Below are 26511 nucleotides of genomic sequence, written 5' to 3' on the forward strand. Positions count from 1 at the left end.
ACGTAGCATGCAACTCAATTTGTTAGCAAACGGCGAGCTGCCGCAGCCTGCAGGTGCACAGCGGGCTGCGTCGCCTGCCGCCACGGCTCAGGTGCCGGCTGCGGCGGGCGCCGCCCTGCCCGCGCCGGTGCTGGCGCTGACCGGCATCAGCAAGCGCTTCGCCGGCATCGTGGCACTGAACAAGGTAGCGCTATCCGTGCGCCCGGGCGAAGTCATGGCGCTGATCGGCGAGAACGGCGCGGGCAAGTCCACGCTGGTCAAGACGCTGACCGGCATTTACCGCCCGGACGAAGGCAGCATGGAACTGTGCGGCAAGCCGGTGACTTTCGCCAGCGCGCAGGAAGCCATGCGCGCCGGCATCACCGCCGTGCACCAGGAAACAGTCATGTTCGACGAACTGACCGTGGCCGAGAACATCTACGTGGGCCGCCAGCCGTGCAAGGGCGCGCTGGGCCGCGTGGACTGGCGCCTGATCGAAGCGGAAGCGGAAAAATTGTTTGAACGCCTGGAAGTGTCGCTGCCGGTGCGCGCCAAAGTGAAAGACCTGAGCGTGGCGCAGCGCCATTTCGTGGAGATCGCCCGCGCCTTGTCGCAGGACGCGCGCGTGGTCATCATGGACGAACCGACCGCTTCGCTGTCGCAGCGCGAGATCCAGGAGCTGTACCGCATCATCGCCCAGCTGCGCGCAGCGGGCACCGCCGTCATCTTCATCTCGCACAAGTTCGACGAGATTTTCGCCGTGGCCGACCGCTACACCGTGCTGCGCGACGGCCAGTTCATCGCCGAGGGCGCGCTGTGCGACATCACCGAGCCTGAACTGGTGGCGCTGATGGTGGGCCGCGCCGTGCACCAGGCCTACCCCAAGGCCGACGTCACGCCAGGCCCGGTGCTGCTGGAAGTCGAGGGCTACTGCCACCCGACCGAATTCGAGAACGTGAGCTTCAAGCTGCGCCAGGGCGAAATCCTGGGCTTCTACGGCCTGGTGGGCGCCGGCCGCTCCGAGGTGATGCAGGCGCTGTTCGGCCTGAGCACCGGCGTGCGCGGCTCGGTGCGGCTGGGCGGACGCCAGGTGCGCATCACCTGCCCTGCCGACGCCATCGCGCACGGCATCGCCTACGTGCCGGAAGACCGCCAGCACCAGGGCGCGCACCTGTCGCTGCCCATCCTGCAGAACATCACCCTGCCCATCCTGGATAAAGTGGGTTTCCTGCTGCGCGGACGCCGCGCACAGGAGAACAGCATTGCGCGCCATTTCAGCGAACAGCTGGAACTGAAAGCCAGCCACCTGACGCAGCTGGTGTCCGAGCTGTCGGGCGGCAACCAGCAGAAGGTGGTGCTGGGCAAATGGCTGGCGACCAATCCGCGCGTGATTATCCTGGACGAGCCGACCAAGGGCATCGACATCGGCTCCAAGGCCGCCGTGCATAAATTCGTCAGTGAACTGGTAGGCAAGGGCCTGTCGGTCATCCTGGTGTCGTCCGAGCTGCCGGAAGTACTGGGCCTGGCGGACCGCGTGGTGGTCATGCACCAGGGGCACATCACCAATGTATTCGAGCGGGCCGAGGCTACGCCGGAAAAAGTAGTGGCGGCGGCTTCCGGCTGCGCGCTGCCAGTTGAGGAATGCGCATGAACGCACTGAAAAGCGTACTGAAACAAAGGGAGGCGCTGCTGGCGCTGATGATAGTGGCCCTGATACTGCTGGTGGGCCTGCGCGCGCCGGTGTTCCTGAGCTGGGGCAGCCTGGCCGGCCTGCTGACCGACAGCACCCTGCTGATCATGCTGGCGCTGACGCAGATGCTGGTCATCGTCACGCGCGGCGTGGATCTGTCGGTAGCATCCAACCTGGCCTTGTCGGGCATGATGTCGGCCCTGCTGGCGGCGCGCTATCCGGAACTGCCGCTGGTGCTGGTGATGCTGGCCGCCGTGGCCATCGGCCTGCTGCTTGGCCTGGTCAACGGCTGGCTGATCGGCTACCTCGAACTGCCGCCCATCGTGGTTACGCTGGGCACCATGAGCGTCTACCGGGGGCTGGTGTTCGTGCTGTCCGGCGGCGCCTGGGTGTCTTCGCACCAGATGCCGGCCGACTTCATCGCCTTCCCGCTGGCGCGCCTGCTGGGCGTGAGCCACCTGGTTTGGATCGCCGTGGCGACCGTGCTGGCGGCGGTGTTCGTTGCGCGCCACAGCCGCTTTGGCCGCGACCTGTACGCCGTGGGCAACGAGCCTGCGTCGGCGCGCTATGTCGGCATTCCGATTGCACGCCGCCTGCTGTGGACCTACGGTCTGTCCGGCCTGATGGCGGGCCTGTGCGGCTACCTGTGGGTGGCGCGCTACGCCGTGGCCTACACCGAGATCGCCTATGGCTTCGAGTTCACCGTGATTGCAGCCTGCGTTATCGGCGGCATCAGCATCGCGGGGGGCACCGGCACGGTGGCCGGCGCTGTGCTGGGTGCGCTGTTCCTGGCCGTGATCGGCAACGCGCTGCCGGTGCTGAAAGTATCGCCGTTCTGGCAAAGCGCGCTGACCGGCTTTGTCATCCTGACCGCCGTGATGATTAATGCGCGCGGCAACAAGAGCGCCGGGCGCCAGATCCTGCCGCTGCATCTGATTAAATCTACCGGGAGTGCCGCGTGAATCCAGCGCCTATGCCAACCTCGACACAAGCCGCCGCACCGGCGGCAAGCACGTCGCGCTACGTTATCCAGGACCGTCCGGGCTTCCGCCTGGGCGCGGCGCTGGGCCGCTGGGAAAGCCTGCTGGCCTTGCTGCTGCTGGCTGCCTTCATCGTCTGCGGTATTCTGCTGCCGAACTTCCTGGACCTGAACAACCTGGCCGACGGCACGTTCAACTTCAGCGAAAAAGCGCTGATCGCGCTGCCGATGGCGCTGCTCATCATTTGCCGCGAGATCGATATTTCGGTGGCCGGTACGCTGGCGCTGTCGTCGGTGGCGATGGGCTACGCCAAGTCCATCGGCCTGCCGCCGGAAAGCCTGCTGTTCGTGGCGCTGGCCACCGGCACGGCATGCGGCTGGCTTAACGGTTGGCTGGTGACGCGCTGGGCGCTGCCTTCCATCGTGGTCACCATCGGCACGGTGTCGCTGTTCCGTGGCCTGGCCAGCGTGGTGCTGGGCGACCAGGCTTACACCGGCTATCCGCAGCTGATGATGGACTGGGGGCAGGGCTATTTCTTCGACCTGATTCCGCGCGAGTTCGTGGTGCTGCTGGTGTTTGCCGCCATCTTCGCGGTGGTGCTGCACGCAACGAGCTGGGGCCGCCGCATCTACGCCATCGGCAACAACCCGATCGCGGCGCGCTTCTCCGGCATTCCGGTCGAGCGCTACCGCCTGGTGCTGTTCATGGTGGCGGGCGCCATGGCCGGCCTGGCCGCGTATCTGCTCACCGGCCGCATCGGCAGCACCCGTCCGAATATCGCCATGGGCTGGGAACTGGAAGTGATCACCATGGTGATCCTGGGCGGCGTCAGCATCGCGGGCGGCGCGGGCACCATAGGCGGCGTGCTGCTGGCGGTGCTCACGCTGGGCACCGTGACGTATGGCCTGTCGCTGGCAAACATCCCCGGCATCTACATGACCATCGTGGTTGGCGTGCTGCTGCTGGTGACGATTGCGCTGCCACGCCTGCTGCGCGGCCGCAAGGTGGCCAAATGAAGGGCAACGCGACCATCGTTCTCGATATCGGCAAGACCAATGTCAAGCTCGCGCTCCTGGACAGCGAGGGCGGTACACTGGCCGAACAGCGCAGCCCGAACGCCATCGTCAACGACGGGCTTTATCCGCATCACGACACTGAACGGATCTGGGGCTGGATGCTCGACACCATGCGCGCCTTTGCGCAGCTGGCGCACGTGACCGCAATTGTGCCGGTAACGCACGGCGCCACGGCTGCGCTGGTCGACGATCACGGCCTGGTGCTGCCTGTGCTGGACTACGAGTTCGAGCTGCCGCCCGAGCAGGAGGAGGCATATGGCGCACTGCGGCCGGCCTATTCGTCCAGCTACTCGCCGCTGCTGCCGGCGGGACTGAACCTGGGGCGCCAGCTGGCGTGGCAGGCGCAGGCCTTCCCCGAGCAGTTCGCGCGCGCGCAGAATATCCTGATGTATCCGCAGTACTGGGCCTGGCGCCTGAGCGGCGTAGCCGCCAGCGAAGTCACGTCGCTGGGCTGCCATACCGATTTGTGGCAGCCGGCGCGGCAGCAGTACTCCTCGCTGGTCGAGCGCATGGGCTGGAGCGGCCTGTTCCCCGCCATGCAGCCGGCGTGGGCGCCGCTGGGCGCGCTGAAGCCGGACCTGGCCGAGCTGACGGGTTTGCCGTGGGATTGCCAGGTTATCTGCGGCATCCACGACAGCAATGCCTCGCTGCTGCGGCACTTGAACGGCGACGGCCCGCGCGCCGTGCTGTCCACCGGCACCTGGGTAATCGCCGCCGCCATCGGCATGCCGCTGGACGGCTTGCGCGAGGAAGCGGACATGCTGGCGAACAGCAATGCGCTGGGCGAGCCGGTGGCGTGCATGCGCTTTATGGGCGGGCGGGAGTTCGGCGAGCTGGCCGGCGCTGCGCCTGAGACGTGCAGCGTGGAGGATTTGCAGCGGCTGATCGATCAGGGCACGCTGGCGCTGCCCTGCTTCGCCTCCGCAGGCGGGCCGTTTGGCGGACGCGCCGGAGAAATCACCGGTCCTGCACCGCAAACTGCGCAGGAGCGCTATGCGCTGGCCACGCTGTACTGCGTGCTGATGAGCGATTACTGTTTGTCGGCGCTGAACGCGGCAAGCGGCGCGATCGTGGTGGAAGGCAGCTATACCGGCAATCCGCACTTCGCCCCCCTGCTGGCCGCGCTGCGTCCGGCGCAAGCCGTCAACTGCTCGGACGACGCCAGCGGCACCACCTGCGGCGCCTGGATGCTGGCAAATTGGGTGGAGAAATGCCAGGATGCGAGAACTGACCCCGGCGCTGACCCCGGCGCGGCGGCGGGCCTGGCATTGAATGGCTGGGCTGCATACCGCGAGCGCTGGCTCGCGGCGCTTTGATTCCGGCAGCGCCGCATTGCATACATGGCGGGTTACGCGCGGCTGCGCCGCGCTAACCCGCCCTACGCCTTGATACACGTTGACTCGTGAACCCGTAGGGCGGGTTAGCGGCGCAGCCGCGTAACCCGCCGGAGCCGCCGCAACCCTTATTTGACGGGTTTGAGCAGAATATTAGTGGGCTGGTCGCGCTCGACGCGCAGGACGCCGGCGTATTCCTGCAATTCCACCACCTGTATCGAACTGCGCCGCTGTTCCGGACCGTCCAGCTTGGCGTCCGTGCCCCGGCGGCCCGGATGGGTGAAGTAGAACAGGTAGGCGCGGCCGTCGCTGACCACCACGTCGGCATGCCCGCCCTGCACCTGGTCGTCCGCGCCCTGCCCTGCGCCCTGCAGCAGGTTGTCCGCCTGCCGCACCCACTTCACTGCGTCGTCCGACCGGTACACGGCCAGGCCGCGCCAGACGTCGGTGATCATCCACCACGAGCCCTTCCACTGGAATACCTTCGGCCCTTCGCCAGCCTGGTCGCTGACGGTGCGGCCACGGTCGGTCCAATGCACGAGGTCCGCACTGTCGGCGTAGTAGATGGATTTCTTGTCGGCTTCGTTGTTGTACCACATGCGCCACCCGCCGCCCGGCAGGCGCGCCACGCAGGCGTCGATGATGCTCTCGGAGGCCAGCTTGATCATTTCCGCTTTGCGCCAGCTGCGCATGTCGCTGCTGGTCAGGTGCACCATGTGGCGCGGGTGCTTCCAGTCGGTGAAGACGCCGGGCACCACGGTGAGATACATATGGTAGGTGCCGTCGTCGCCGCGCACGATCTCGGGCGCCCAGTGGGTTGCGTCCGCACCGCCCCACTCCTTCGGCAGCTCGATGTCGGCCAGCCCTGCATAAGTCCAGGTGGCGCCCGCGTCATCTGATTCAGCGATGCCGATGCGGGTGCCGTGCACCCAGGCGATATTGGGCAGGCCGGCGGACTTGGCGCGGCGGTTGGTGTAGTACATCCACCATTTGCCGCGCGCCGGGTTCCAGATCACCACCGGATCTGCCGCGCCGTCTTCCACGGGGTCGCGGAACAGCGGCTTGGCCGCCACTTTGCCTTTGTCCGCAACGGGTACACCGAAGTCCGGCGTGCCGTCGGCGCGCCAGAGAAGCACTTGGGCGCGGGTGTGGCGGTTGGGATCGCGCAGCGGGTCGCCCTGGATGTCGCGGTAATCGCGCGCGTGGTAGACCAGCACGTCGGCCTTGCCGTCGGGCGTGGTGGTGAAAGAGTTGTGGCCGGGGCCGTACTGGCCGTTGGCGCTCCTGAATACCGGCTCGGCGGATTTGCGCCAGGACGCGGCGTCCAGCAGGTTGGCGCCGGCGGGCGCCGTGAGCAGCCCCATGGCGTAGTTGGCGTCGGTGGCGCTGGCCGAGTAGGTCAGGAACACGCGGCCATTGCGCACCAGCGCCGACGGGGCTTCGTTGACGTCGTACTTGACCTTTTCCCACGCGTATTCGGGGCGGGAAAGCATGGTGGCCGGGCCTTTGATGGACAGCGGCGTGTCCATTTCGGCCAGGTAGATATTGGTGCCCTTGTAGCCTTCCCCGGTGCCGCGCTGGGTCCAGGCCAGGTAGCGCTTGCTGCCCAGCGCGAAGGTGGTGGCGTCCAGCGCGAAGCTTTCCCAACCGGTTTTCAGCTGGCCGCGCTCCACCCACTCGCCTTCCAGCGGGTTGGCGGCGCTGTTTTCCAGCACGTAGAGGCGGATTTCCCAGTGCGCGTCCGCGCGCCCCGCGGTGAAGTAGATGTACCACTTGCCGTTGATGTGGTGCAGCTCGGGCGCCCAGATGTGATAGCTCATCGGCCCGCTGGCGTGCTTGCGCCAGGCCGTCTGCGCCTGCGCAGTACCCAGCTCGCCCAGCGTGCGCGCGCGGCGCAGTTCGATACGGTCGTACTCCGGCACGGTGGCCGTGAAATAGTAGTAGCCGTCGCTGTGCAGCGTGACGTGGGGGTCGGCCCGCTGGCGCACCAGCGGGTTGGCAAATGCGGGCTCGCCCGCCTCCGTGGCCTGGGCAGCGAATGCCGGCGAGGACAGGGCCGCCAGCACGGCGGCGGCGATGAGGCTTAGTCTGTATGTCATCGGTTTTTGATTGATTGAATGGACGGTTTACCGTCACATTCTAGGGGAGCGCCGGGCCATATTTTCTCGCGGAGCCAAAGAATCACCATGATGATCGGCGTAAAAAAACCGCGCCATCACTGGCACGGTTTCAGGGGCGCTATGAGCGGGGGAATGCTTAGAATTCTTCCCAGTCGCTGCTGGCCGGTTTGGCGTTGGCCAGTTTGGCCGGCGCGGCACGCTTCGCTGCGGGCGCCGCGGGCGCGCGCGGCGCGGCGCTGGCGATAGGCGCAACGCTGGCGCTGCGGCGGGCGGCGGGCTTGGCCGTCTGGCCGCCGCTGATGGTGAAGGCGGCTACCGCTTGGGACAGCTCCTCAGCCTGGTCGCGCAGCAGCTGGGCGGCGGCGGCGGTTTCTTCCACCAGCGACGCGTTTTCCTGCGTGACCTGATCCATCTGCGTAATGGCTTGGTGCACCTGGGCGATGCCGGCGTTCTGCTCGTCGGTTGCGGCGCTGATGGCGGCGACGATGTCGGTCACCTGGCGCACGCTGGTCACCACTTCGCTCATGGTGGCGCCGGCCTGCTCCACCAGCTTGGTGCCGGAGCCTACCTTGTCCACGGAGTCTTCGATCAGCACCTTGATTTCCTTGGCCGCAGCGGCCGAGCGCTGTGCCAGGTTGCGCACTTCGGTGGCCACCACGGCGAAGCCGCGGCCCTGTTCACCGGCGCGCGCCGCTTCCACTGCCGCGTTCAGCGCCAGGATGTTGGTCTGGAAGGCGATGCCGTCGATGACGCTGATGATGTCGACGATCTTGCGCGACGAGTCGTTAATCGAGGACATGGTCATGGTCACCTGCTCCACCACGCTGCCGCCCTGCACCGCCACGTCGGACGCGGAACGCGCCAGCTGGTTGGCCTGGCGCGCGTTGTCCGCGTTCTGGCCCACGGTGGAGCTCAGTTCTTCCATGCTGGACGCGGTCTGCTCCAGCGCCGCCGCCTGCGAGGCGGTGCGCGAGGATAGGTCGCCGGTGCCGGCCGCGATCTGCTGCGAGGCCGAGCTGACGGTTTCGGTGGCGTTGCGCACCTTGCCGACCACGCCGCCGATATCGCTCAGCAGCTTGTTGAAGGCAACGGCGGTGTGGCCCACTTCGTCCATGCGCTCGACGCGCACTTGCTGCGTCAGGTCCAGCGACTGGCTCACGCTTTCCAGCGTGCCCTGGATGTTGCTCAGGCTGCCGCTGATGGTGCTATACAGCTGGAAGCCCAGCAAGGCGGTGACCACCAGGGCCGCGACGATCACGCCCACCAGCAGGTTGAAGGCGAATTTGTAGGCGGCGATCGATTCCTCGCGCACCTTGTCGATCAGGGTGTTGTTGTAGGCGATATGGTCGTCCAGCGCCTTCTTCACGCCGGCCGCGCCAACCGCCAGCGGCGAACCGCCCACCAGCGTGGCGCGCACGCCGTCCATATTGCCTGCGTAGGAAGCTTCCAGGAAGGGCACCAGCGCCTTGCGGTAGGTAGCCATAGCTTCGCGGTCCGCTTCCACCATTTTGCGGTCGGTGTTGTCGGTGGCGTTTTCTTTTTCGTACTTGGCCAGGATCTCGTCGAACTTGCCGTGGGCGTCGTTGTAGGCTTTGACCAGGGAGGCGCGGTCCGGCATCTTGCATGGGTCTGGGCACTCGGCTGGCGCCGGCGCGGAGAAGACCGACAGGCGGTAGCCTGCCAGGCGGCTGTCGGACACCGCGTTCTTTGCCATGTTCAGGCCGGCGATGCTCGGGATGAGCGAAGTCTGCACGGTGTCCAGGCGGGCCTGGGCGCGCTGCAGCTGCACTACGCCGCTGATGCCGACAAAGAGCAGCGCTAGCAGCGCCACGGACAGGGTCAGCATGAGGCGTTTGGTAATGGTCATGGTGTTTCTTCTCAGAGTGGATTGATACGGGCGATAGTTATCAAAAATGACTATCTTGTTACAAGGAAAGTAATTTCAGACTCAATTGTAACGAACCGTGTCCACTCTTGGCTATAATGCCCGGACCGCCGCTACGGCTTTTATCAAGGACTGTTGGGATGACACATCATGTTGCGGCTTGCCTCGCCTTTGCATCGATAGCGGCTTTTTCCATGCCAGCCACTGCGGGCGATGCGAACCCCTTTGAATTGGTCGAGGACAAGCCGCTGAGCGAGCTGTGGATCAACCCCGGGTTCTATTCCTACCATTTCGACCGCGAGCGCAATCTGAACGAACGCAATCCCGGCATCGGCGCGGAATACCGCTTCTCCACAGTCGCCGCCGCCACCGTCGGCCGCTTCTACAATAGCGACCGCAAATACTCCAACTATGCCGGCGTGTACTACCAGCCCTTCGCCATCGGCCCGGTGCGTTTCGGTGCAGTGGTGGGCGGCTTTAACGGTTACCCGAAAATGCGCGACGGCGGCTGGTTCCTGGCCGCCATTCCGGTGATGAGTTTTGAATACCAGCGCGTGGGCGCCAATATCGCCGTGATCCCGCGCTACAAGGACAGGCTGTACGGCGCCCTGTCGGTGCAGCTCAAATTCAAGCTGACCGACTAGGACTGCCTGGCGCCTAAGTGCGCCTTAGTTGGCCTTGCCCTTGGCCGAGACCGCGATCTGGTCAAGGATATGCTTGGGCACTTCGGCGTAGTGCTTGAACTCCATGGTGTACGTGGCCCGGCCCTGCGTGAGCGAACGTAGCGTGGTGGAGTAGCCGAACATCTCGGCCAGCGGCACAGACGCGCGGATGATCTTCCCGCCGCCGCCGGGGATCTCGTCCATGCCCTGCACCATGCCGCGCCGCGACGTGAGGTCGCCCATGGCGTTGCCCATGAACTCCTCCGGCGTTTCCACTTCCACGTGCATCATCGGCTCCAGCAGCACCGGCGACGCGCGCCGCATGCCTTCCTTGAAGGCCATCGAGCCGGCCATGCGGAAGGCGTTCTCGTTCGAGTCCACGTCGTGGTAGGAGCCGAAGGTAAGCGTGACCTTCACGTCCACCACCGGATAGCCCGCCAGCACGCCGTTCTGCAGCGTCTCCTGGATGCCCTTCTCCACCGCCGGAATGAATTCGCGCGGAATCACGCCGCCCTTGATGGCGTCCACGAACTCAAAGCCCTTGCCGGCGCCGGACGGCTCCACCGTCAGCACCGCATGGCCGTACTGCCCCCGTCCGCCGGACTGCTTGACGAACTTGCCTTCCACGTCGGTCGCCTTCTTGGTGATGGTTTCGCGGTAAGCCACTTGCGGCTTGCCCACGGTCGCCTCCACGCCGAACTCGCGCCGCATGCGGTCCACCAGGATCTCCAGGTGCAGCTCGCCCATGCCGGACATGATGGTCTGGCCCGATTCCTGGTCGGTATGCACCTTGAACGACGGATCTTCCTGCGCCAGGCGGTTCAGGGCGATGCCCATCTTCTCCTGGTCGGCCTTGGTCTTCGGTTCCACCGCCTGCGAAATCACCGGCTCGGGGAAGATCATTTTCTCCAGCACGATCACGTGGTCCGGATTGCTCAGTGTGTCGCCGGTGGTGACGGCCTTCAGGCCCACCGCCGCAGCGATATCGCCGGCGTACACTTCCTTGATCTCCTTGCGCTCATTGGCGTGCATCTGCAGGATGCGGCCCAGGCGCTCCTTCTGGCTCTTGGTCGGGTTGTACACCGTGTCGCCCGAATTCACAACGCCGGAATACACGCGGAAGAAGGTCAGCTGACCCACGAAGGGGTCGGTCATGATCTTGAAGGCGAGCGCGGAGAAGGGCTCGTCGTCCGCCGGATGGCGCTCGATCGGGTTGTCCTGCTCGTCGTGGCCCGAGATGGCCGGCACGTCCAGAGGCGAAGGCAAATACTCGATCACCGCGTCCAGCATGGCTTGCACGCCCCGGTTCTTGAAGGCGCTGCCCGCCAGCATGGGCACAATCTCGTTGCGGATGGTGCGGTCGCGCAGGCCCTGCTTGATCTCGGCCTCGGTCAGCACGCCGCCGTCCAGGTATTTTTCCAGCAGCTCGGGCGAGCCTTCGGCGGCCGCCTCCACCATATGGTCGTGCCACTTCTGCGCCAGCTCTTTCAAGTCGGCGGGAATGTCCTCGTAGGTGAACTTCACGCCCAGGCTGGCGTCGTCCCAGTTAATGGCGCGCATCTTCACCAGGTCCACCACGCCGTGGAAATTGTCCTCGGCGCCGAGCGGAATCTGGATGGGCACGGCGGTGCCTTTCAAGCGGTCCTTGATCTGCTGCTGCACGCGGAAGAAGTCCGCGCCCACGCGGTCCATCTTGTTGATGAAGGCAATGCGCGGCACCTTGTACTTGTTCGCCTGGCGCCAGACGGTCTCGGACTGCGGCTGCACACCGCCCACCGAGTCGTACACCATGACGGCGCCGTCCAGCACGCGCATGGACCGCTCCACCTCGATGGTGAAGTCCACGTGGCCGGGGGTGTCGATAATGTTGATGCGGTGCTCGGGGAAATTGCCCGCCATGCCCTTCCAGAAGGCAGTGGTGGCGGCCGAGGTAATGGTAATGCCGCGCTCCTGCTCCTGCTCCATCCAGTCCATGGTGGCAGCGCCGTTGTGCACCTCGCCGATTTTGTGATTGACGCCGGTGTAGAACAGGATGCGCTCGGTGGTCGTGGTTTTACCGGCGTCGATGTGAGCGCTGATGCCGATATTGCGGTAACGCTCGATAGGTGTCTTGCGGGTCATCACAATCTCCTTGAAACGAGGCCCGGCTGCGGGTCGTCGTTGATTCTATCAGTAATGGATCACTGAAGTATGGCGTGCTTGGCCAAATTCAAGTGCGTGCTGGCAAAAGTGCGCGGCATTTGCCAACAATCAATATAGACTGCCCATAAATATATTAAGCCCATCAACCCATGAAGATCAAAACCCCGCTGGCCATGCAATCCCTGATCGCCTTCGCCGCGCTGGCCCCAGTGGCCGCCCTGGCCCAGGACGCGTCCGAAATCGAAGTACTGCTGCAGCGCTGCTCGGTGCTGGGCGATCCCAGCATGCGCCTGAGCTGCTATGACGCGCTGGCCAAGAAAGGCCCGCTGGCGTCCCCGCCGCCCGCCGCCGGTGCGGCGGCCGCTACCGAACCGGCGGCGGTGATCGCGCCCGCCGTCGCGGCGGCGAAAGCCGAGGCGGCATCCACGGCCATGGCGGCGGTGGCCGCCGCCGTCCCGGAGCCGCCATTGTCGCGCATGGTGCAGAAGTGGGAGCTGGACCAGCCGTCCAAGCGCGGCGTGTTCTCCTTCAGCCCGCACCGCGACACCTATCTGCTGCTGGCCAACTACAGCAACGGCACCAATGACGGGCCGTTCAAGGAATTTACGCCGGCCGGCCTGAAAAGCAAGCACGTGGAACTGAGCTACCAGCTCAGCTTCAAGATGAAGATGATGGAAAGTATCGCCGCCAGCCCCTTCGACCTGTGGTTCGCCTACACGCAGCAGAGCTTCTGGCAGGCCTACAACCGCTCGGCATCCAGCCCCTTCCGCGAAACCAACTACCAGCCTGAGCTGATGGCGGTGGCGCCGCTGAACGCCGGCATCGGCGAGACGCGGCTGCGCTATGTGAATTTCGGCATGGTGCACCAGTCCAACGGCCAGACGTCGACGCTGTCGCGCAGTTGGAACCGGCTGTACGCCGAGGTGGGCGGGGAATGGGGGCCGCATTTCAGCGCCACCCTGCGCGTGTGGCAGCGGCTGGACAACGCCAAGTCGGACAACGACAACATCGACATCAGCGACTTCATGGGGCGGGGCGACCTGCGCCTGGCCTACCGCAATGCCGGCCACGAGTACGCGCTGCTGGCGCGGCGCAACCTGAGTACCAATCACGGTTTCCTGCAGCTGGGCTGGCACTTCCCGCTGCGCGACAATCTGAAAGGCTATCTGCAAGGCAGCACCGGCTATGGCCAGAGCCTGATCGACTACAACTATGCCCAGAAATCCGTGGGCGCAGGCGTGCTGGTGGAGTTCTAGCGGCCGGGAGAGCCGCGCAGCACGCGCGCAGGCAGCATGACGATGGCGCGCAGCAGGCCGAACACCGCATCCACGCCGATGCCGATCAGGCGGAACGGCAACAGCAGCAGCCAGACCAGCGGATAGAGCAGCAAAGCCAGCAAGGCCAGCGGCCAACACAGAAACAGCAGAACCAGCCACAGCATAAAACTCAGCATGATGCGCTCCAGGGAGGTACGTTTTCGACAACGTTAATGTAACCTAACTGGGCGCGCCAATTATGTCCATGCGACAAGCTGCAGCATGGACCGACCAATTGTGGAAATCCGGGGCTGAACGGCGCGCCGGCGGTCAGCCCAATTCGTCCGGCATCTTGAGCGACAGCAGGATGGCGCGCACGGCCGCCTTGAACAGCTCGTCCGGGTGCTCCTTTTTCAGGTAAAAACCCTTCAATTCCAGGCTGGCGATGCCGTGCAGCGCGGCCCACAGCAGGCGCGCGGCCGCCGTCGGACTGGATTTCGGCAGCAATCCCTGCTCCATGCAGCGCTCGAACTGGCGTATCAGCGGCGTGAACGTGCCCCAGGCCGACACGCGCGACTCCAGCGGCGGGATAAAGCCGGCAATGGCGTCGCCGAACATCACCAGGTAGTAGCTGGGATTGCGGCGCGAGAAGTCCAGGTAGGCGCGTGCGCACAGCCACACGCCCTGTTCGGCATCCACTTTGGCCAGTTCCGCCTCGGTGGCCTCAAAGTCGCGCTTCAGGCGTTCGCAGCCCTCCAGGTAGAGCGCATTGCTGAGTCCGTCCTTGCCGCCGAAGATGGAATACAGCAGCGTGGTCGAACAATTGACGGCCTCGGCCACCTTGCGCACGGTGAGCGCGGCCGGCCCCTCCTCCACCAGCAAACGGCTGGCGGCGTCCAGCATGCCCTGGCGCAGCGCCCCCCGCAAATCTTCCTGTTCCTGGCGAAAATCGACAACTTTGGCTTTTGTCATGAAGTCATGCTCTAAAATTCAGTGGAAAAAACAGCGTTTTTTCTGATAACATCGTATCAGACCTAACCGGAGGAGCATATCATGACATCGAATCACATCCCAGAGGTACTGCGCAAACTGGCCCTGCCCGTGATCGGCTCGCCGCTGTTCATCGCCAGCGGCCCCAAGCTGGTGGCCGCGCAGTGCAAAGCCGGCATCGTCGGCTCCTTCCCGGCGCTGAACGCGCGCCCGGCCGAGCTGCTGGACACCTGGCTGACGGACTTGAAAGCCGAACTGGCCGCCTACCAGGAAGCCAACCCGGACGCGATAGTCGGCCCCATCGCCGTCAACCAGATCGTGCACCAGTCCAACACCCGCCTGGCGCATGACGTGGAGATGTGCGTCAAGCACCAGGTGCCCATCATTATTTCCTCGCTGCGCGCGCCGCCGAAAGAGATGCTGGACGCCATCCACAGCTACGGCGGCATCGTGCTGCACGACGTGGTGTCGATCCGCCATGCGAAGAAGGCGCTGGAAGCGGGCGTGGACGGCCTGATCCTGGTGGCGAGCGGCGCCGGCGGCCATGCGGGCACGCTGTCGCCGTTTGCGCTGGTGGGGGAAGTGCGGAAATTCTTCAAGGGTCCGATCGCCCTGTCCGGCTCGATCGCCACGGGCGACGCCATTCTGGCGGCGCAAGCCATGGGAGCGGACTTCGCCTACATCGGCTCGCGCTGGCTGGCCACGGAGGAAGCGAATGTGGACGACGGCTACCGCCAGGCCATTATCGAATCGACGGCGGCGGACATTGTCTACACCAACCTGTTCACCGGCGTGCACGGCAACTACCTGAAGAAATCCATCGTGGCGGCCGGACTGGACCCGGACGCGCTGCCCGAGGCCGACAAAACGGCCATGGACTTCGGCTCCGGCAGCACCGCCAAAGCCAAAGCCTGGCGCGACATCTGGGGCGCTGGCCAGGGCGTGGGCCTGATGGAAGACGCGCCGACGGTGGCCGAGCTGGTCCGCCGCCTGACAGCGGAATACGACAGCGCCCGCGCCCGCCTGCTGGACCTGCGCGCCGCTTAATAGTAGCCTACTGGCCGACGCAAATGATCTTGGTTTCGTACTCTTTTGCGTTCGGCTTCTTCTTCTGAGCCCAGGCGATAGCCTGCTCGGCTTCCGGCACGGTCAGGATGGTGGCCTTCTCCTTCGACTTAATGAAGGACACCCCTTCGAACACGCCTTCCTTGCTGCGCATCACCTTCGCAAACACAGGCGGCTTGTCGCCGTCGGCGATCTTCTTCTGCTGGATGATGTAGCGGCGATCTTCTTGTTCCATAGCAAATACGCTTTAATTAAAACCCCGAGTATACAGCCATCCCAACGTCGGGGTCACGTCGGGGTCAGTTCTGTCATCACGTCATTTTGACGCAATGACAGAACTGACCCCGGGGTTGATCAACGAGTTTCAGGCGTAGGCAGGCGCGTAGTGGTGGGGCTGGAGGGCGGATTCGTACAGGACTTCGCAGCGCAGCGATGCTTGCAGCGAGGGCAGCGAGCCGCCGGCGCGGTATTGGAAGCTCACTTCCAGCACGTCGCCTTCTTTGGCCTGCACCGGCTTGGCCAGCGGCAGCGTCATGTAGTGGTTCAGCCAGTCTATCGTGCTGTTGCGCTCCTGGACCACGGAGAGGATGTTCTTGGTGACGAAGCGCATGGCGTTCACGCAGCCGCTGCGCTCGACCACGAACTTGCCTTGCCAGCCTATCATCATGTCGTTGGGCTGGGTGAAGTCGAGCACGCTGTACACGGCGGGCTGCGCCATTTCCACGGTGCCGGCGTAGATGACCTGGGTTTCCTGGAATTGCACGATGGGGGCGAAGAAGCCTTCAAAGTCGTATTCCTGCTGCAGCGGCTGGACCGCCATGATGACCGCTTCGGGCATGAACACCGGCAGCGGGCCGCCGAAGCGCTCGAGGTAGCGGCGCTTGAACGATTCGATCACTTCCACCTGCTTTTCACGCAGCATGCCGACGTGGATCATTTCGCAGATCACGACGTCCACCGGCTCGGGCGGCAAGTATTCGAAGGCGTCCGCGTGGATGACTTCAACCTTCTCGCCGTTCGGGTTGATGGCGAGGAATTTGCGCGCTTCCTTGACCATGTCCGGGTTGAATTCGACGCAATACACTTTGCTGGCCTTGGCCGCCGCAAAGAAGGAAAGCACGCCGGTGCCGCCTCCCAGTTCCAGCACTTTCATGCCCGGCTTCACCGCGTAGGCTATGGCGGATTTGAAGCTGTGCATGCGGTTCTGGTCCATCAGCATATTGTGATGGTAGTGGACAGGGATAAATTGTCCGAGATAGCAGCTCTCTATTTCACGTTCGTTCAGCATGGTTTTTCCTTGTTAGCGCAACGTAGCCATTATCTTTGCGGCAGGCGCAAAGCTAAGCGGCGAGTTGCGCCGGAAAAACCGTCTACTTTGCCGTTTTCATGGCGAGATGGGCTTTGATGGCCTTGGCGATCCAGGGCTTTTCGGCGCGGGTAGCGAACTCGGCGGCGTCCACGCGGTAAGCGCCGTCCTTCAGCGTGGCGTCGGCGCCCTGCTCCAGCAGCAACTTGACGGCGTCTTCCATGCCTTCGCGCGCGGCCAGCATCAGCGGCGTGAGGCCGCTGGGCGAGCCGGCGTCGATGTAGGCGTGGTGCTCGAGCAGCATGTTCATGATGTCGAGGTCGCCCGCCGCCGCCGCGAAGTGCAGCGGCGTCCAGCCTTTGCGGTTCACTTGCGCGCCCTTGGCGATCATGGCGGCCACCGCTGCCTTGTTGTGCTTGAAGGCGGCCATCATCAGCGCCGTGCTCCCGTTGGCGGACTGCGCTTCGAGGTCGATCCTGGGATGCTGCAGCAGGATGGCGAAGACGCGGTTGGCGTCGTGCCGCATGGCGACGATGAGGCCGGTTTCGCCGCGTTCCGGCTCGTGCAGGTTGGGGTCCAGGCCGCGCTTGAGCACGTCGCGCACGACGATGACGTTGTCCACCTGGGCGGCGCGGAAGAAGTCGACCTGGTCTTCGGTTTCGGCAAACGCCGGAACGGTCAGCATCAGGGCGATGGCGGACAGCAGCAGCCGGCGTTTGATGGTCATGTATTACCTGAGAAGATTAACGTACCACGTTGAATAATTTGAAGAAGTTGTCGCTGGTCTGCTGCGCCACCTGCTCCACGGACACGCCCTTGAGCTTGGCGATGTATTCAGCCACGTGGGCAACAAAGCCGGGCTCGTTCATCTTGCCCCGGTGCGGCATGGGGGCCAGGTAGGGCGAGTCGGTTTCGATCAGCATCTGTTTCAGCGGCACTTCCATGGCCACGGCCTGCAAATCCTTGGCGCTCTTGAAAGTGACGATGCCGGAGAAGGAGATGTAGAAGCCCATGTCCATGGCCGCGCGCGCCACTTCCAGCGATTCGGTGAAGCAGTGCATCACGCCCGCCACGCCGCCCTGGTCGGTGCCCGCGCCCTCTTCCTGCATGATGCGGATGGTGTCGGCGCTGGCGGCTCTTGTGTGGATAATCAAGGGCTTGCGCGTGATTCTTGAAGCTCTGATATGGGTGCGGAAGCGCTCGCGCTGCCACTCCAGGTCGCCTTCCAGGCGGTAGTAGTCCAGCCCGGTCTCGCCGATGGCGATGATGCGCGGGTTGTCGGCCAGCTGCACCAGCTGTTCGACGCTGGGCTCCGGCGTGTCTTCATAGTCGGGATGCACGCCAACCGAGGCGTAGATGTGCGGATATTGTTCGGCCAGCGCCAGGACTTGCGGGAAGTCCGGCAGGTCGACCGACACGCAAAGCGCGTGGGTGACCTTGTTCTCGGCCATTTTGCCGAGTATCTCGGGCATGCGAGCAGCCAGCTCGGGGAAATTGATGTGGCAGTGGGAATCGATAAACATGCCGTGATTGTACGCGAGCGGCGGCGAGGCCGCCACGGCTAGGGTATCAGCCGGTTCGCCGCCAGGAAGGCCTTGATGCCGTTGGGGTGCGCTTGCTTCCACGCCTCGAACTCGGGGCGGTAGGCTTCGCGGTACATCAGCAGCAGCACGGCGGCCTCCAGCTGTTCCGGCGCGGCCAGCTTGCGCAGCGCCTGCAGCGCGGGCGTCACCGGCGCGGGGCCGCCGGCCTGCACCAGCTCGTCGGCCACCTTGAGGGCGGTGGTCCAGCCGGCCAGCTCCTGCGCGAACGGCGAGAGCTTGCGGCCGTCCTTTTCGGCGGCCGCGCGGGCGTTCACCTGGGCGACGGCGTAGGTCAGCCACATTGCGTAGTCGGTGTTGGCCTCGGCCTTGGCGTCCTTGAACTCGCCGTCCATCTGCACGGTGGACTTGCCGGACTTGGCGTCGAAGGACACCGAGGCCTTGCGTTCCAGGCGCAGGCGCGCGTAAGGCTGCTTGTCCAGCTCGGCGATCATGGCCAACCGCTCCCAGCTTGGCTGCTGTCCGGGCTGGGCCGCCACGGCGTTCAGCGCGGCGGCCTCGGCGCCGGCGCGGTTGCCCAGACGCATCAGCGCGTCGGCCTGGAAGCGCCAGGCCTGGGCGTTTTGCGGGTCGACCGCTGCCGCTTTCTGGAACAGCATTTCGGCGGCGGGCCAGTTTTTTTCGACGAAATAGGTGTCGCCCTCCATCAGCCAGGCGTTGGAGAACTTGGGATCGGCCAGCTGCGCTTCGCGGTATTTGACGCGCGCCGCTTCGTACTGTCCTTTATGGAACAGCACTTCGCCCTCGGCATAAGCCTGGCCCGCCGCTTCGCTGGGCTTGTAGGCGGGAACCACCGTCGGGTCCGACTGCATGCGCAGCACTTCGGCGGCCATGGGGTCGTTGGCGGCCAGTTTCAGCGCCGCGCGCGCCAGCGCTTCGGCTTGCTGCCGCACCTTGGCGGCGGACTCGGCGGGCATGCCGCCCGCCAGCGCCTGCAGCAGGTAGGCCGCCGAGGACAGCGGGCTGGAAGCGTCCGGCGAAAGCTTGCGCGCCGCCTCGTATTTTTCCAGCGCTTCCTTGAACTGGCCGTTGGCCTGCAGGGCCTGGCCTTCTGACACCAGCTTCTGGCTTTCGGCGCTGCCCATCAGCACGGCCCTTGCCGGCTGTGCTGCGCAAATTCCGAGGGCTAGAACAAGGATGATTTTACGCAGCATGGCAGCTTTCGAAGGAGGTTGAAGGTTTAGGCGACGCGCTTGCCCAGGATGATGAGGTCGCGCTCTATGCCGTCCAGGTTGGCAACCTTGGGCAGATTGGCCCAGGTTTCAAAGCCGAAGCGGGAGAACAGGCCCAGGCTGGGCTGGTTGTGGCCGAAGATGAAGCCAAGCAGCGTGTGCACATTGATGCTGGGCGCGAAATCGATGGCTTCCTGCAGCGCGTAGCGGCCTATGCCCTTGCCGCGCGCTTCTTCTGAGATGTAGATCGACACTTCAGCCGTGCCCGAATACGCGGGGCGGCCGTAGAAGTTGGAATAGGAAATCCAGCCCAGGATGGCGGGCGCTGCCGAATTGTCGTCCGCCCCTTCAATGACCCACAGCGGACGGCGCTCTGGCGTGTGCTCATGGAACCAGGCCAGGCGCGACTCGACCGAGACCGGCTCGGTGTCGGCGGTCACTTCGCGCGAGGCGATGGTGCTGTTGTAGATGGCGACGATGGTGGGCAGGTCGTTGAGCGTGGCGATGCGGTGGCGGTAGGACATGTATTAAAAACGTGGAGGTGGTTAAAGGGTGTGCGTGGCACGCGAGGAACGCAGCGCGGCGCCGAGGATTTCCTCGATGCGGGCACGGACGCGGTGGCCGGATTCATCGTCGGGGAAATGCAGGCCTATGCCTTGCGCCTTGTTGTGCGCGGCGCTGGGCGGCGTGATCCAGGCGACCTTGCCTGCGATCGGATATTTGGCGGTGTCGTCCATCAGCGCCAGGATCAGGTAGATCTCGTCGCCGATTTTGTGGGGCTTCTGGGTCGGCACGAAGATGCCGCCGTGTTTGAGGAACGGCATGTAGGCCGCGTAGAGCGCGGCCTTTTCCTTAATCGCCAGCGACAGCACGGTGGGCCGCGCTATCGGTACGGCATTGGGATCGATGGTGCTGCCGGTCAATTCGTTTCCTTTCAAGCGCAGCTGGCTGTGTAGTCCAGCAGCATATCCTCAATGAACAGCTTGGGCGACAAAGGATGGTCGGCAATCGCGCGGCGCTCGTTGACGCCCTTGATCGCCGCCATCAGCCTGGCGGTGTGCACCTTGTCCGCCAGTCCGGCCAGCTCCTTGCGGTAACGGGGATAATACCGGATGTTGCCTGATAGTTTGTAGGAAAACATATCGTAAAGCCAGCGCTGCAACCAGGAAACCAGGGAAGCGAGCGGCACTTTCTGCATTTTGTCGGCCGCCCGCAGCGCCGCCTCCACGCTGGGGTGGGCCAGCATCTGCAGCAGCATGTCCATTTCCTCGCGGCTGCCGGACTCGGACTGGGCCAGCGCGGCGAGCGGCGCACCGCCCTGCTCGCGCAGCCAGCTGTCGGCGTCGGCCACGCCTTGCGCCTTCAGCCAGGCCAGCGCCTCCTCGTGGCCCGGCATGGGCAGCGCGAACTTGCGGCAGCGCGACAAAATAGTGGGCAGCAAGCGGTCCAGGCTGTTTGACGAGAGCAGGAACACCGTGCCCGGCGGTGGCTCCTCCAGCGTTTTCAGCAGCGCGTTCGAGGCCGGCATATTCAGCGCCTCGGCCGGATACAGCACCACCACGCGCAAGCCCTGGCGGTGGGTGGAGATGTTCATGAAATCAGCCAGCGAACGGATCTGCTCGATCTTGATCTCTTTGGACGGGGTCTTGGACTTGGCGGCCTTCTTTTCCTCGCCCTCCTCGCCCTCGCCGCTCACTTCGTCCTCGAAGGACTCGGGACGCACGCGGCGGTAGTCGGGATGGTTGTGCTGGGCAAACCAGCCGCAGGAGACGCAGGCGCCGCAGGCATGGCCGCCCGGCCCGGCGTTTTCGCACAGCAGCGACTGGGCGAAATGCTCGATAAAGTCCGCCTTGCCGGTGCCCGCCGCGCCGTGGAACAGGATGGCGTGCGGCATCCGGGCGCGCAGCGCCTGCAGCTGCTGCCAGGCCGTTTCCTGCCAGGGGTAGATGGCCGTGGTCATACCAGCCCGTCCAGTATGCCTGCCAGTTCCTGCTGGATCTCGGCGATGCTGCGGGTGGAGTCGATCACGCGGAAGCGCTGCGGCGCTTCGGCCGCGCGGCGCAGGTATTCGTTGCGGGTGGCGTGGAAGAAGTCTTCCTGCTCGCGCTCGAACTTGTCCAGCTCGCGGGTCGCGTCCAGGCGGGCGCGCGCCACTTCCAGCGGCACGTCGAACAAAAAGGTCAGGTCCGGCTCCAGGTCCGCATGCACCCAGTGCGCCAGTGTTTCCAGCTTGGCGCGGTCCAGGCCGCGTCCGGCGCCCTGGTAGGCGAAGCTGGCGTCGGTGAAGCGGTCCGTCAGCACCCAGTCGCCACGGGCCAGCGCCGGTTCGATCACTTGCGCCAGGTGCTCGCGGCGGCTGGCGAACACCAGCAGGGTTTCGGTTTCCAGGTGCATCTTCTCATGCAGGAACAGCTCGCGGATTTTCTCGCCCAGCGGCGTGCCGCCCGGCTCGCGCGTGCTGACCAGCTGCACGCCGCGCGCGCGGATAAAGTCGGTCACAAAGCCGATATGGGTGGATTTGCCGGCGCCGTCTATGCCTTCGAAACTGATGAACTTGCCGCTGTAGTGTTTCATGTAACTGTTGATTCTTTAACGTTGATACTGGTTCACTGCCCGGTTGTGGTCGGTCAGATTGTCGGAAAACTTGCTGGTGCCGTTGCCGCGCGAGACGAAATACAGCGCCGCCGTCTTGGCCGGGGCCAGCGCCGCCGTCAGCGACTGCACGCCCGGCAAGGCGATCGGCGTGGGCGGCAGGCCGGCACGGGTGTAGGTATTGTACGGGGTGTCGGTCTCCAGATCCTTTTTGCGGATCTTGCCGTCGTAGCGGGCGCCCATGCCGTAGATCACGGTGGGGTCGGTTTGCAGCAGCATGCCCAGGCGCAGGCGGTTGACGAACACCCCTGCGATCATGTTGCGCTCGGACTTCTGGCCGGTTTCCTTTTCCACGATGGAGGCCATGGTCAGCGCTTCATACGGGTTCTTGTAGGGCAGATTCGGATCGCGCTTTTCCCAGGCGTCGCTCAGCTTGGCGATCAGCATGGCGTGCGCCTGGCGGAAAATGGCCAGCTCGCTGGAACCCTTGGCGAACAGATAGGTGTCCGGGAAGAACAGACCCTCGGGTGCCTTGAACTCGGGGGACACCAGCGCCATCAGCTCGGTGTCGGACAGGGCGATGGTGTCGTGCTTCAAGCCCTTGTGGGCGGCCACGGCCTGGCGCATCTGGCGGAAGGTCCAGCCTTCGATGATGGTCAGCTGCTCCTGCGCGAACTCGCCGCGCACCAGCTGGTCGATCAGGCGCAGCGGCGTGGTGCCGGGCTTGAGCTCGTAGGCGCCGGCCTTGAGCTTGGACGACTTTTGCGTAAAGCGCGCCAGCAGGTTGAACAGCAGCGGCTGGATGGGAATGCCGGCCTCGGCGATCTGCTGGCCGGCCGCGTGCGCGCCGCTGCCCGGCACGATGGTGAATTCGATGGCGGGTTCTTCGGTGATAATCGGCTGCCCTGCCCACCAGGCAAAGCCGCCCCCTGCCGCCGCCGCGGCCAGGATGCCCAACATAATCGTCTTTTTTATGAATGCCATTTGCAAGCCACTTTAAGGCGGGGAAACCGCTTTTTTGCGGCGTCCGGCGCGAATTCTTCTACATCACTATAATTAGGCCGTAATGATAATGCTTTAATCGTCAAATTATTGGAATTTATGAGTAACTGGAATCAACTTTTAACGCCGCAGGGCAAGCCGCTGACCCCGACCGAACTGGCCGTGGGCTTTGTTGCCGCCGTCACCGACCAGGGCCTGATCGCATTGACCGGCCCGGATTCGGCCAGTTTCCTGCACAGCCAGTTGACCAACGACGTCGAGCACCTGGGCCTGGACGACGTGCGCCTGGCCGGCTATTGCAGCCCGAAAGGCCGCCTGCAAGCCACCTTCCTGCTCTGGCGCAATGAGGAATCCATCTTCCTGCAATTGCCGCGCGAAATCCAGCCCGCTCTGCAGAAACGCCTGTCCATGTTCGTGATGCGCGCCAAGACCAAGCTGGCCGACGCCACCGAGGCGCCCGCCACGCAGGTGGTGCTGGCCCTGGGCGGCGGCATGGCCGAGGCCGTGCTGCAGACCTGGTTCGAGCCGCTGCCGGAGCAGCCTTACAGCAAGATCGAGCACCCGCTGGGCACGCTGCTGCGCCTGGCGGACGCCTTCGGCGCGCCGCGCTACCTGTGGATCACGTCGGCCGAGATCGCGGAAACCGCCGCGCCCGTGCTGGCGGACAAGCTGAACGTGGGCGGCAACGAGGCCTGGCGCCTGGCCGAAATCCATGCCGCCGTGCCGCAAATCGGCGCCGCCACGCAGGAGCAGTTTGTGCCGCAGATGATCAATTTCGAGCTGCTGGGCGGCGTCAATTTCAAGAAAGGCTGCTATCCGGGCCAGGAAATCGTCGCGCGCAGCCAGTATCTGGGCAAGCTCAAGCGCCGCACGGCGCTGGTGCGCGTGGCCGATGGCGATGCCAAGGCCGGCACGGAAGTCTTTGCCGAGTCCGATCCGTCCCAGCCTTGCGGCATGGTGGTGAACGCCGCGCCGAACGGCCTGGGCGGCGTGGACGCGCTGGTGGAAATGAAACTGGAAGCGCTGGAACAGGGCGCGGTGCGCCTGGGTTCTGCGGACGGCGTGCAGCTGGAGTTCCTGCCCATGCCCTACGTGCTGGACAAGCTCGACGTCTAGCATGGCCGATTTGTACATCTACTACCAGGTGCGGGAGGCCGACACGGCCAGCCTGCACGGCGCGGTCACGGCCATGCAGGCCGGACTGGCCAGCGCCTGCGGCACGCCGCCGCAGCTGAAGCGCCGTCCGCAGGCCAAAGACGGCTTGCAGACCTGGATGGAAGTTTATCCGGCGGTGCCGGACGGGTTCGAGGCCGCGCTGGCGGCCGCCGTCCAGCAATCCGGGCTGCTGCCGCTCACGGCCGGCCCCCGCCACACCGAAGTTTTTACGGATTTCAACTCATGTGTTTGATCGTTTTCGCTTGGCAAGTGGTGCCGGCCGTGCCGCTGATCGCTGCTGCCAACCGCGATGAATATTACGCCCGCGAAGCGGCCCCGGCCGGGCCGTGGCCGGACCAGCCGCGCATCTACGCGGGCCGCGACCTGAAGGCGGGCGGCAGCTGGATGGGCGTCGCTCAAACCGATGCCGAAGCCGCCGGCGCATCGCCGCGCTTCGCCGCCATCACCAATATCCGCGCGCCGCTGGAGCACAAGGCCGACGCGCCCTCGCGCGGCCAGCTGGTGTCCGGCTTCCTGGCCGGCAGCATGTCGCCGGCCGAGTACGTGGAGCATATCCGCGCCGGCGCGGATGCCTACAACGGCTTCAACCTCGTCATCGGCGACCGCGACACCCTGATCTGGTACTCCAACAAGGGCGGCGACGACCCGCGCAACGGCCAGCCGCTCGCGCCGGGCATCTACGGCCTGTCCAACGCCACGCTGGATTCGCCCTGGCCCAAGGTGCTGAAGACCAAAGCCCAGTTCGCAAGCCTGCTGTGCCTGGGTGCGCCGGACGACGCCTACTTCGAAATGCTGGCCGACACCACCCGCGCGCCCGACCTGCGCCTGCCCGAAACCGGCGTGCCGCTGGAAGTCGAGCGCCTGCTGTCGGCCGTCCGCATCGAGTCCCCCGGCTACGGCACCCGCACCTCGACCGTGGTCAAGCTTTATGCCGATGGCCCCGCAGTGCTGCACGAAATGCTGATACAGTAAAGCGACGGCATTCAGCACGGAGGCAGTGATGAACACGAGAGACACAACGAGCTGGACGGTACGCATCCCACAGCCGCTCGCCGAGCGGATTTCTGCTTTGGCAAGCAGTTCCCAAATACCGGTGGACTCTATCGTGGAGCAAGCCCTGGTGCTGTGGGCGGAACGCGAGGACCGGATTTATCAAATGACCCTGGAAGGTCTTGCGGATGTTGATGCAGGCAGGGTCGTGGACCATTCAGTGATTAAAGCATGGGTTGAGGGCCTGAATACGGAAAATCCCCTACCTTTGCCTTAAGCATGAAAATCCTATGGACCAGCAAGGCGCAGTCTGACCTGGGCAGGCTGTATGCGTTTCTGGCCCCTCTCAACCCCTCGGCGGCGGCTCGCGCGATGGCGCAACTCTACGCCGCGCCAGAAAAACTATTCGCGAATCCACGCATAGGCGAACAGCTTACTGGATTCGGGAATCGAGAAGTGCGGCGCATTCTGGTTGGCAAATACGAACTGCGTTACGAGATCCGGGATTCAGCTATTGCCATCATCCGCGTTCGCCATACCCGCGAGCAACTGTAATCGATTCCCCCCTGCTGTAACGACCGCATGGACTAGACTGCGCAGCCAGCGGTGTGCCGGGTCGGCATCCATGCGGGGATGCCAGAGCATGGAGACCGTGATTTGCGGCGCCTCCAGCGGCAGCGGGAAGCTGTGCAGGCCGTCGCGCAGCTTCCCGGTCTGGCGCTCAGGGACGCTGGCGACCAGGTCCGAGCCGCGCACCAGCGCCAGCGCCGCCGAGAAACTGCCGACGATGGTGGCCACCTTCCGCTCCAGCCCGGCCCGGCTCAGCGCCTCGTCTATCTGCCCTCTTTCCTGTCCCTGCCGCGACACGGCAACGTGCCGTCCTTCGGCGTAGCGTGCCGCCGTTACCGTGCCTGTACTGAGCGGGTGCCCGGCGCGCACGACGCCCACGAAACGGTCCCGGAACAGCGCGCGGGTGCGCACTTCGGGGCCGGTCGCCTTGCCCACCACGCCGGTTTCCAGATCCACCGTACCGTCGCGCAAGGCCGTGCTTTCCTTGTCCAGCTTGTCCACGAAACACAAGAGCACGCCGGGCGCTTCGGCGGCGGCGCGGCAGATCAGCTCGGCGCCGAAATTGTCGATGAAGCCTTCCCTCGCCCGTATCGTGAATGTGCGCACCAGCGCGGCAAGGTCCAGCCGCTCCGCTGGCCGGAGGACGGATTCAGCGTCCTGAACCAGCTGGCTGACGCGCTCGCGCAGCTCCAGCGCGCGCGGCGTGGGCACGAGGCCGCGTCCGGCGCGGACCAGCAGCGGGTCTCCGGTAGTCTCCCGCAGCCGCGCCAGCGCCCGGCTCATGGCCGACGGACTGAGCCGCAAACGCCTGGCGGCGCGCGCTACGCTGCCCTCGGCGAGCAGCACGTCCAGCGTAATGAGCAGGTTGAGATCCGGAGTAGACATGCGGCAACGATAGCACGGAACCACGGCGTATATGGCGT

The 26511-nt window shown here is 64.8% G+C and carries 28 protein-coding genes; 12 read left to right on the forward strand and 16 right to left on the reverse strand.

Annotation, left to right across the window (positions count from 1 at the left end; genetic code table 11):
- Window positions 1-7 precede the first annotated feature (7 nt).
- Genes KT882_RS17275 through KT882_RS17290 form a run of 4 tightly spaced genes read left to right on the forward strand, consistent with a single transcriptional unit; the run spans window position 8 to window position 5041 of the window.
- Window positions 8-1630: a sugar ABC transporter ATP-binding protein gene (locus tag KT882_RS17275; RefSeq protein WP_228892694.1), complete on the forward strand. Its 1623-nt coding sequence runs from the start codon at window positions 8-10 to the stop codon at window positions 1628-1630.
- A complete protein-coding gene (locus KT882_RS17280; RefSeq protein WP_228892696.1) occupies window positions 1627-2631 on the forward strand; it encodes an ABC transporter permease in 1005 nt (334 codons plus the stop codon). The genes KT882_RS17275 and KT882_RS17280 overlap by 4 nt, the downstream gene beginning before the upstream one ends.
- 11 nt (window positions 2632-2642) lie before the next feature.
- Window positions 2643-3665 (forward strand): ABC transporter permease, encoded by a 1023-nt coding sequence (locus KT882_RS17285; RefSeq protein WP_228892699.1) that lies wholly within the window; start codon window positions 2643-2645, stop codon window positions 3663-3665.
- Complete coding sequence (locus tag KT882_RS17290) at window positions 3662-5041, forward strand: FGGY-family carbohydrate kinase (protein WP_228892700.1); 1380 nt, start codon at window positions 3662-3664, stop codon at window positions 5039-5041. Before KT882_RS17285 ends, KT882_RS17290 begins: the two co-directional genes overlap by 4 nt.
- A gap of 146 nt (window positions 5042-5187) precedes the next feature.
- On the opposite strand, the gene KT882_RS17295 is transcribed toward KT882_RS17290, so the two are convergent.
- Window positions 5188-7158, reverse strand: a complete 1971-nt coding sequence (locus KT882_RS17295) for a family 43 glycosylhydrolase (RefSeq protein WP_228892702.1) — start codon at window positions 7156-7158, stop codon at window positions 5188-5190.
- A 157-nt stretch (window positions 7159-7315) separates the two neighbouring features.
- Window positions 7316-9046 (reverse strand): methyl-accepting chemotaxis protein, encoded by a 1731-nt coding sequence (locus KT882_RS17300; RefSeq protein WP_228892704.1) that lies wholly within the window; start codon window positions 9044-9046, stop codon window positions 7316-7318.
- Window positions 9047-9258: 212 nt separating this feature from the next.
- Between KT882_RS17300 and KT882_RS17305 the strand changes: the two genes are divergently transcribed.
- Window positions 9259-9708, forward strand: coding sequence for a hypothetical protein (locus KT882_RS17305; protein WP_228892708.1), 450 nt, complete (start codon window positions 9259-9261; stop codon window positions 9706-9708).
- Window positions 9709-9732: 24 nt separating this feature from the next.
- Here KT882_RS17305 and fusA read toward each other — a convergent pair whose 3' ends face one another.
- Window positions 9733-11847 carry an elongation factor G gene (gene fusA / locus KT882_RS17310; RefSeq protein WP_161071320.1) on the reverse strand — a complete coding sequence of 705 codons (2115 nt, stop codon included), beginning with the start codon at window positions 11845-11847 and terminating at the stop codon, window positions 9733-9735.
- Between the two features lie 170 nt (window positions 11848-12017).
- On the opposite strand from fusA, the gene KT882_RS17315 reads away from it, so the two are divergent.
- Window positions 12018-13124: a phospholipase A gene (locus tag KT882_RS17315; protein WP_228892711.1), complete on the forward strand. Its 1107-nt coding sequence runs from the start codon at window positions 12018-12020 to the stop codon at window positions 13122-13124.
- Here KT882_RS17315 and KT882_RS17320 read toward each other — a convergent pair.
- Window positions 13121-13321 (reverse strand): hypothetical protein, encoded by a 201-nt coding sequence (locus KT882_RS17320; RefSeq protein WP_161071318.1) that lies wholly within the window; start codon window positions 13319-13321, stop codon window positions 13121-13123. The two genes, KT882_RS17315 and KT882_RS17320, sit on opposite strands and share 4 nt — an antisense overlap.
- A gap of 133 nt (window positions 13322-13454) precedes the next feature.
- On the reverse strand, window positions 13455-14096 hold the full coding sequence (locus KT882_RS17325; RefSeq protein ID WP_228892714.1) for a TetR/AcrR family transcriptional regulator: 642 nt from the start codon (window positions 14094-14096) through the stop codon (window positions 13455-13457).
- An 81-nt stretch (window positions 14097-14177) separates the two neighbouring features.
- Between KT882_RS17325 and KT882_RS17330 the strand changes: the two genes are divergently transcribed.
- Window positions 14178-15161, forward strand: coding sequence for an NAD(P)H-dependent flavin oxidoreductase (locus tag KT882_RS17330; protein ID WP_161071316.1), 984 nt, complete (start codon window positions 14178-14180; stop codon window positions 15159-15161).
- 7 nt (window positions 15162-15168) lie between these two features.
- On the opposite strand, the gene KT882_RS17335 is transcribed toward KT882_RS17330, so the two are convergent.
- From KT882_RS17335 to mltG, 10 genes are all read right to left on the reverse strand, one after another.
- A complete protein-coding gene (locus KT882_RS17335; RefSeq protein ID WP_161071315.1) occupies window positions 15169-15414 on the reverse strand; it encodes a hypothetical protein in 246 nt (81 codons plus the stop codon).
- A 129-nt stretch (window positions 15415-15543) separates the two neighbouring features.
- Window positions 15544-16467, reverse strand: a complete 924-nt coding sequence (locus tag KT882_RS17340) for a methyltransferase domain-containing protein (protein ID WP_228892716.1) — start codon at window positions 16465-16467, stop codon at window positions 15544-15546.
- Window positions 16468-16549: 82 nt separating this feature from the next.
- A complete protein-coding gene (locus KT882_RS17345; RefSeq protein WP_228892719.1) occupies window positions 16550-17212 on the reverse strand; it encodes an ankyrin repeat domain-containing protein in 663 nt (220 codons plus the stop codon).
- A 16-nt stretch (window positions 17213-17228) separates the two neighbouring features.
- Window positions 17229-18008, reverse strand: a complete 780-nt coding sequence (locus tag KT882_RS17350) for a TatD family hydrolase (RefSeq protein ID WP_228892721.1) — start codon at window positions 18006-18008, stop codon at window positions 17229-17231.
- Between the two features lie 38 nt (window positions 18009-18046).
- Entirely contained in the window at window positions 18047-19171 is a 1125-nt protein-coding gene (locus KT882_RS17355; RefSeq protein WP_161071311.1) for a tetratricopeptide repeat protein, read from the reverse strand.
- A 95-nt stretch (window positions 19172-19266) separates the two neighbouring features.
- Window positions 19267-19782: a GNAT family N-acetyltransferase gene (locus KT882_RS17360; RefSeq protein ID WP_228892724.1), complete on the reverse strand. Its 516-nt coding sequence runs from the start codon at window positions 19780-19782 to the stop codon at window positions 19267-19269.
- Between the two features lie 21 nt (window positions 19783-19803).
- Window positions 19804-20181, reverse strand: coding sequence for a PilZ domain-containing protein (locus KT882_RS17365; protein ID WP_161071309.1), 378 nt, complete (start codon window positions 20179-20181; stop codon window positions 19804-19806).
- An 11-nt stretch (window positions 20182-20192) separates the two neighbouring features.
- Window positions 20193-21218 (reverse strand): DNA polymerase III subunit delta', encoded by a 1026-nt coding sequence (locus KT882_RS17370; RefSeq protein ID WP_228892728.1) that lies wholly within the window; start codon window positions 21216-21218, stop codon window positions 20193-20195.
- Entirely contained in the window at window positions 21215-21832 is a 618-nt protein-coding gene (gene tmk / locus KT882_RS17375) for a dTMP kinase (RefSeq protein WP_228892729.1), read from the reverse strand. Before tmk ends, KT882_RS17370 begins: the two co-directional genes overlap by 4 nt.
- Window positions 21833-21847: 15 nt before the next feature.
- Window positions 21848-22834 (reverse strand): endolytic transglycosylase MltG, encoded by a 987-nt coding sequence (gene mltG / locus KT882_RS17380; RefSeq protein ID WP_187358623.1) that lies wholly within the window; start codon window positions 22832-22834, stop codon window positions 21848-21850.
- 117 nt (window positions 22835-22951) lie between these two features.
- Between mltG and ygfZ the strand changes: the two genes are divergently transcribed.
- Genes ygfZ through KT882_RS17405 form a run of 5 tightly spaced genes read left to right on the forward strand, consistent with a single transcriptional unit; the run spans window position 22952 to window position 25573 of the window.
- Window positions 22952-23968: a CAF17-like 4Fe-4S cluster assembly/insertion protein YgfZ gene (gene ygfZ, locus KT882_RS17385; protein ID WP_161071306.1), complete on the forward strand. Its 1017-nt coding sequence runs from the start codon at window positions 22952-22954 to the stop codon at window positions 23966-23968.
- 1 nt (window position 23969) lies between these two features.
- Window positions 23970-24260, forward strand: a complete 291-nt coding sequence (locus KT882_RS17390; protein WP_161071305.1) for a DUF4936 family protein — start codon at window positions 23970-23972, stop codon at window positions 24258-24260.
- A complete protein-coding gene (locus tag KT882_RS17395; protein WP_161071304.1) occupies window positions 24251-25000 on the forward strand; it encodes an NRDE family protein in 750 nt (249 codons plus the stop codon). The genes KT882_RS17390 and KT882_RS17395 overlap by 10 nt, the downstream gene beginning before the upstream one ends.
- Before the next feature lie 28 nt (window positions 25001-25028).
- The gene (locus tag KT882_RS17400) at window positions 25029-25295 is read left to right on the forward strand and encodes a CopG family ribbon-helix-helix protein (RefSeq protein ID WP_161071303.1); all 267 of its coding nucleotides are present in this window, start codon (window positions 25029-25031) and stop codon (window positions 25293-25295) included.
- Window positions 25296-25297: 2 nt separating this feature from the next.
- A complete protein-coding gene (locus tag KT882_RS17405) occupies window positions 25298-25573 on the forward strand; it encodes a type II toxin-antitoxin system RelE/ParE family toxin (protein ID WP_161071302.1) in 276 nt (91 codons plus the stop codon).
- Here the strand turns inward: KT882_RS17405 and KT882_RS17410 are convergent.
- Entirely contained in the window at window positions 25526-26473 is a 948-nt protein-coding gene (locus KT882_RS17410) for a LysR family transcriptional regulator (protein ID WP_228892730.1), read from the reverse strand. The genes KT882_RS17405 and KT882_RS17410 overlap by 48 nt on opposite strands.
- Between the last annotated feature and the right edge of the window lie 38 nt (window positions 26474-26511).

This window comes from Pseudoduganella aquatica, from assembly GCF_020865585.1.
GTDB classification, from domain to species: Bacteria; Pseudomonadota; Gammaproteobacteria; order Burkholderiales; family Burkholderiaceae_D; genus Rugamonas; species Rugamonas aquatica_A.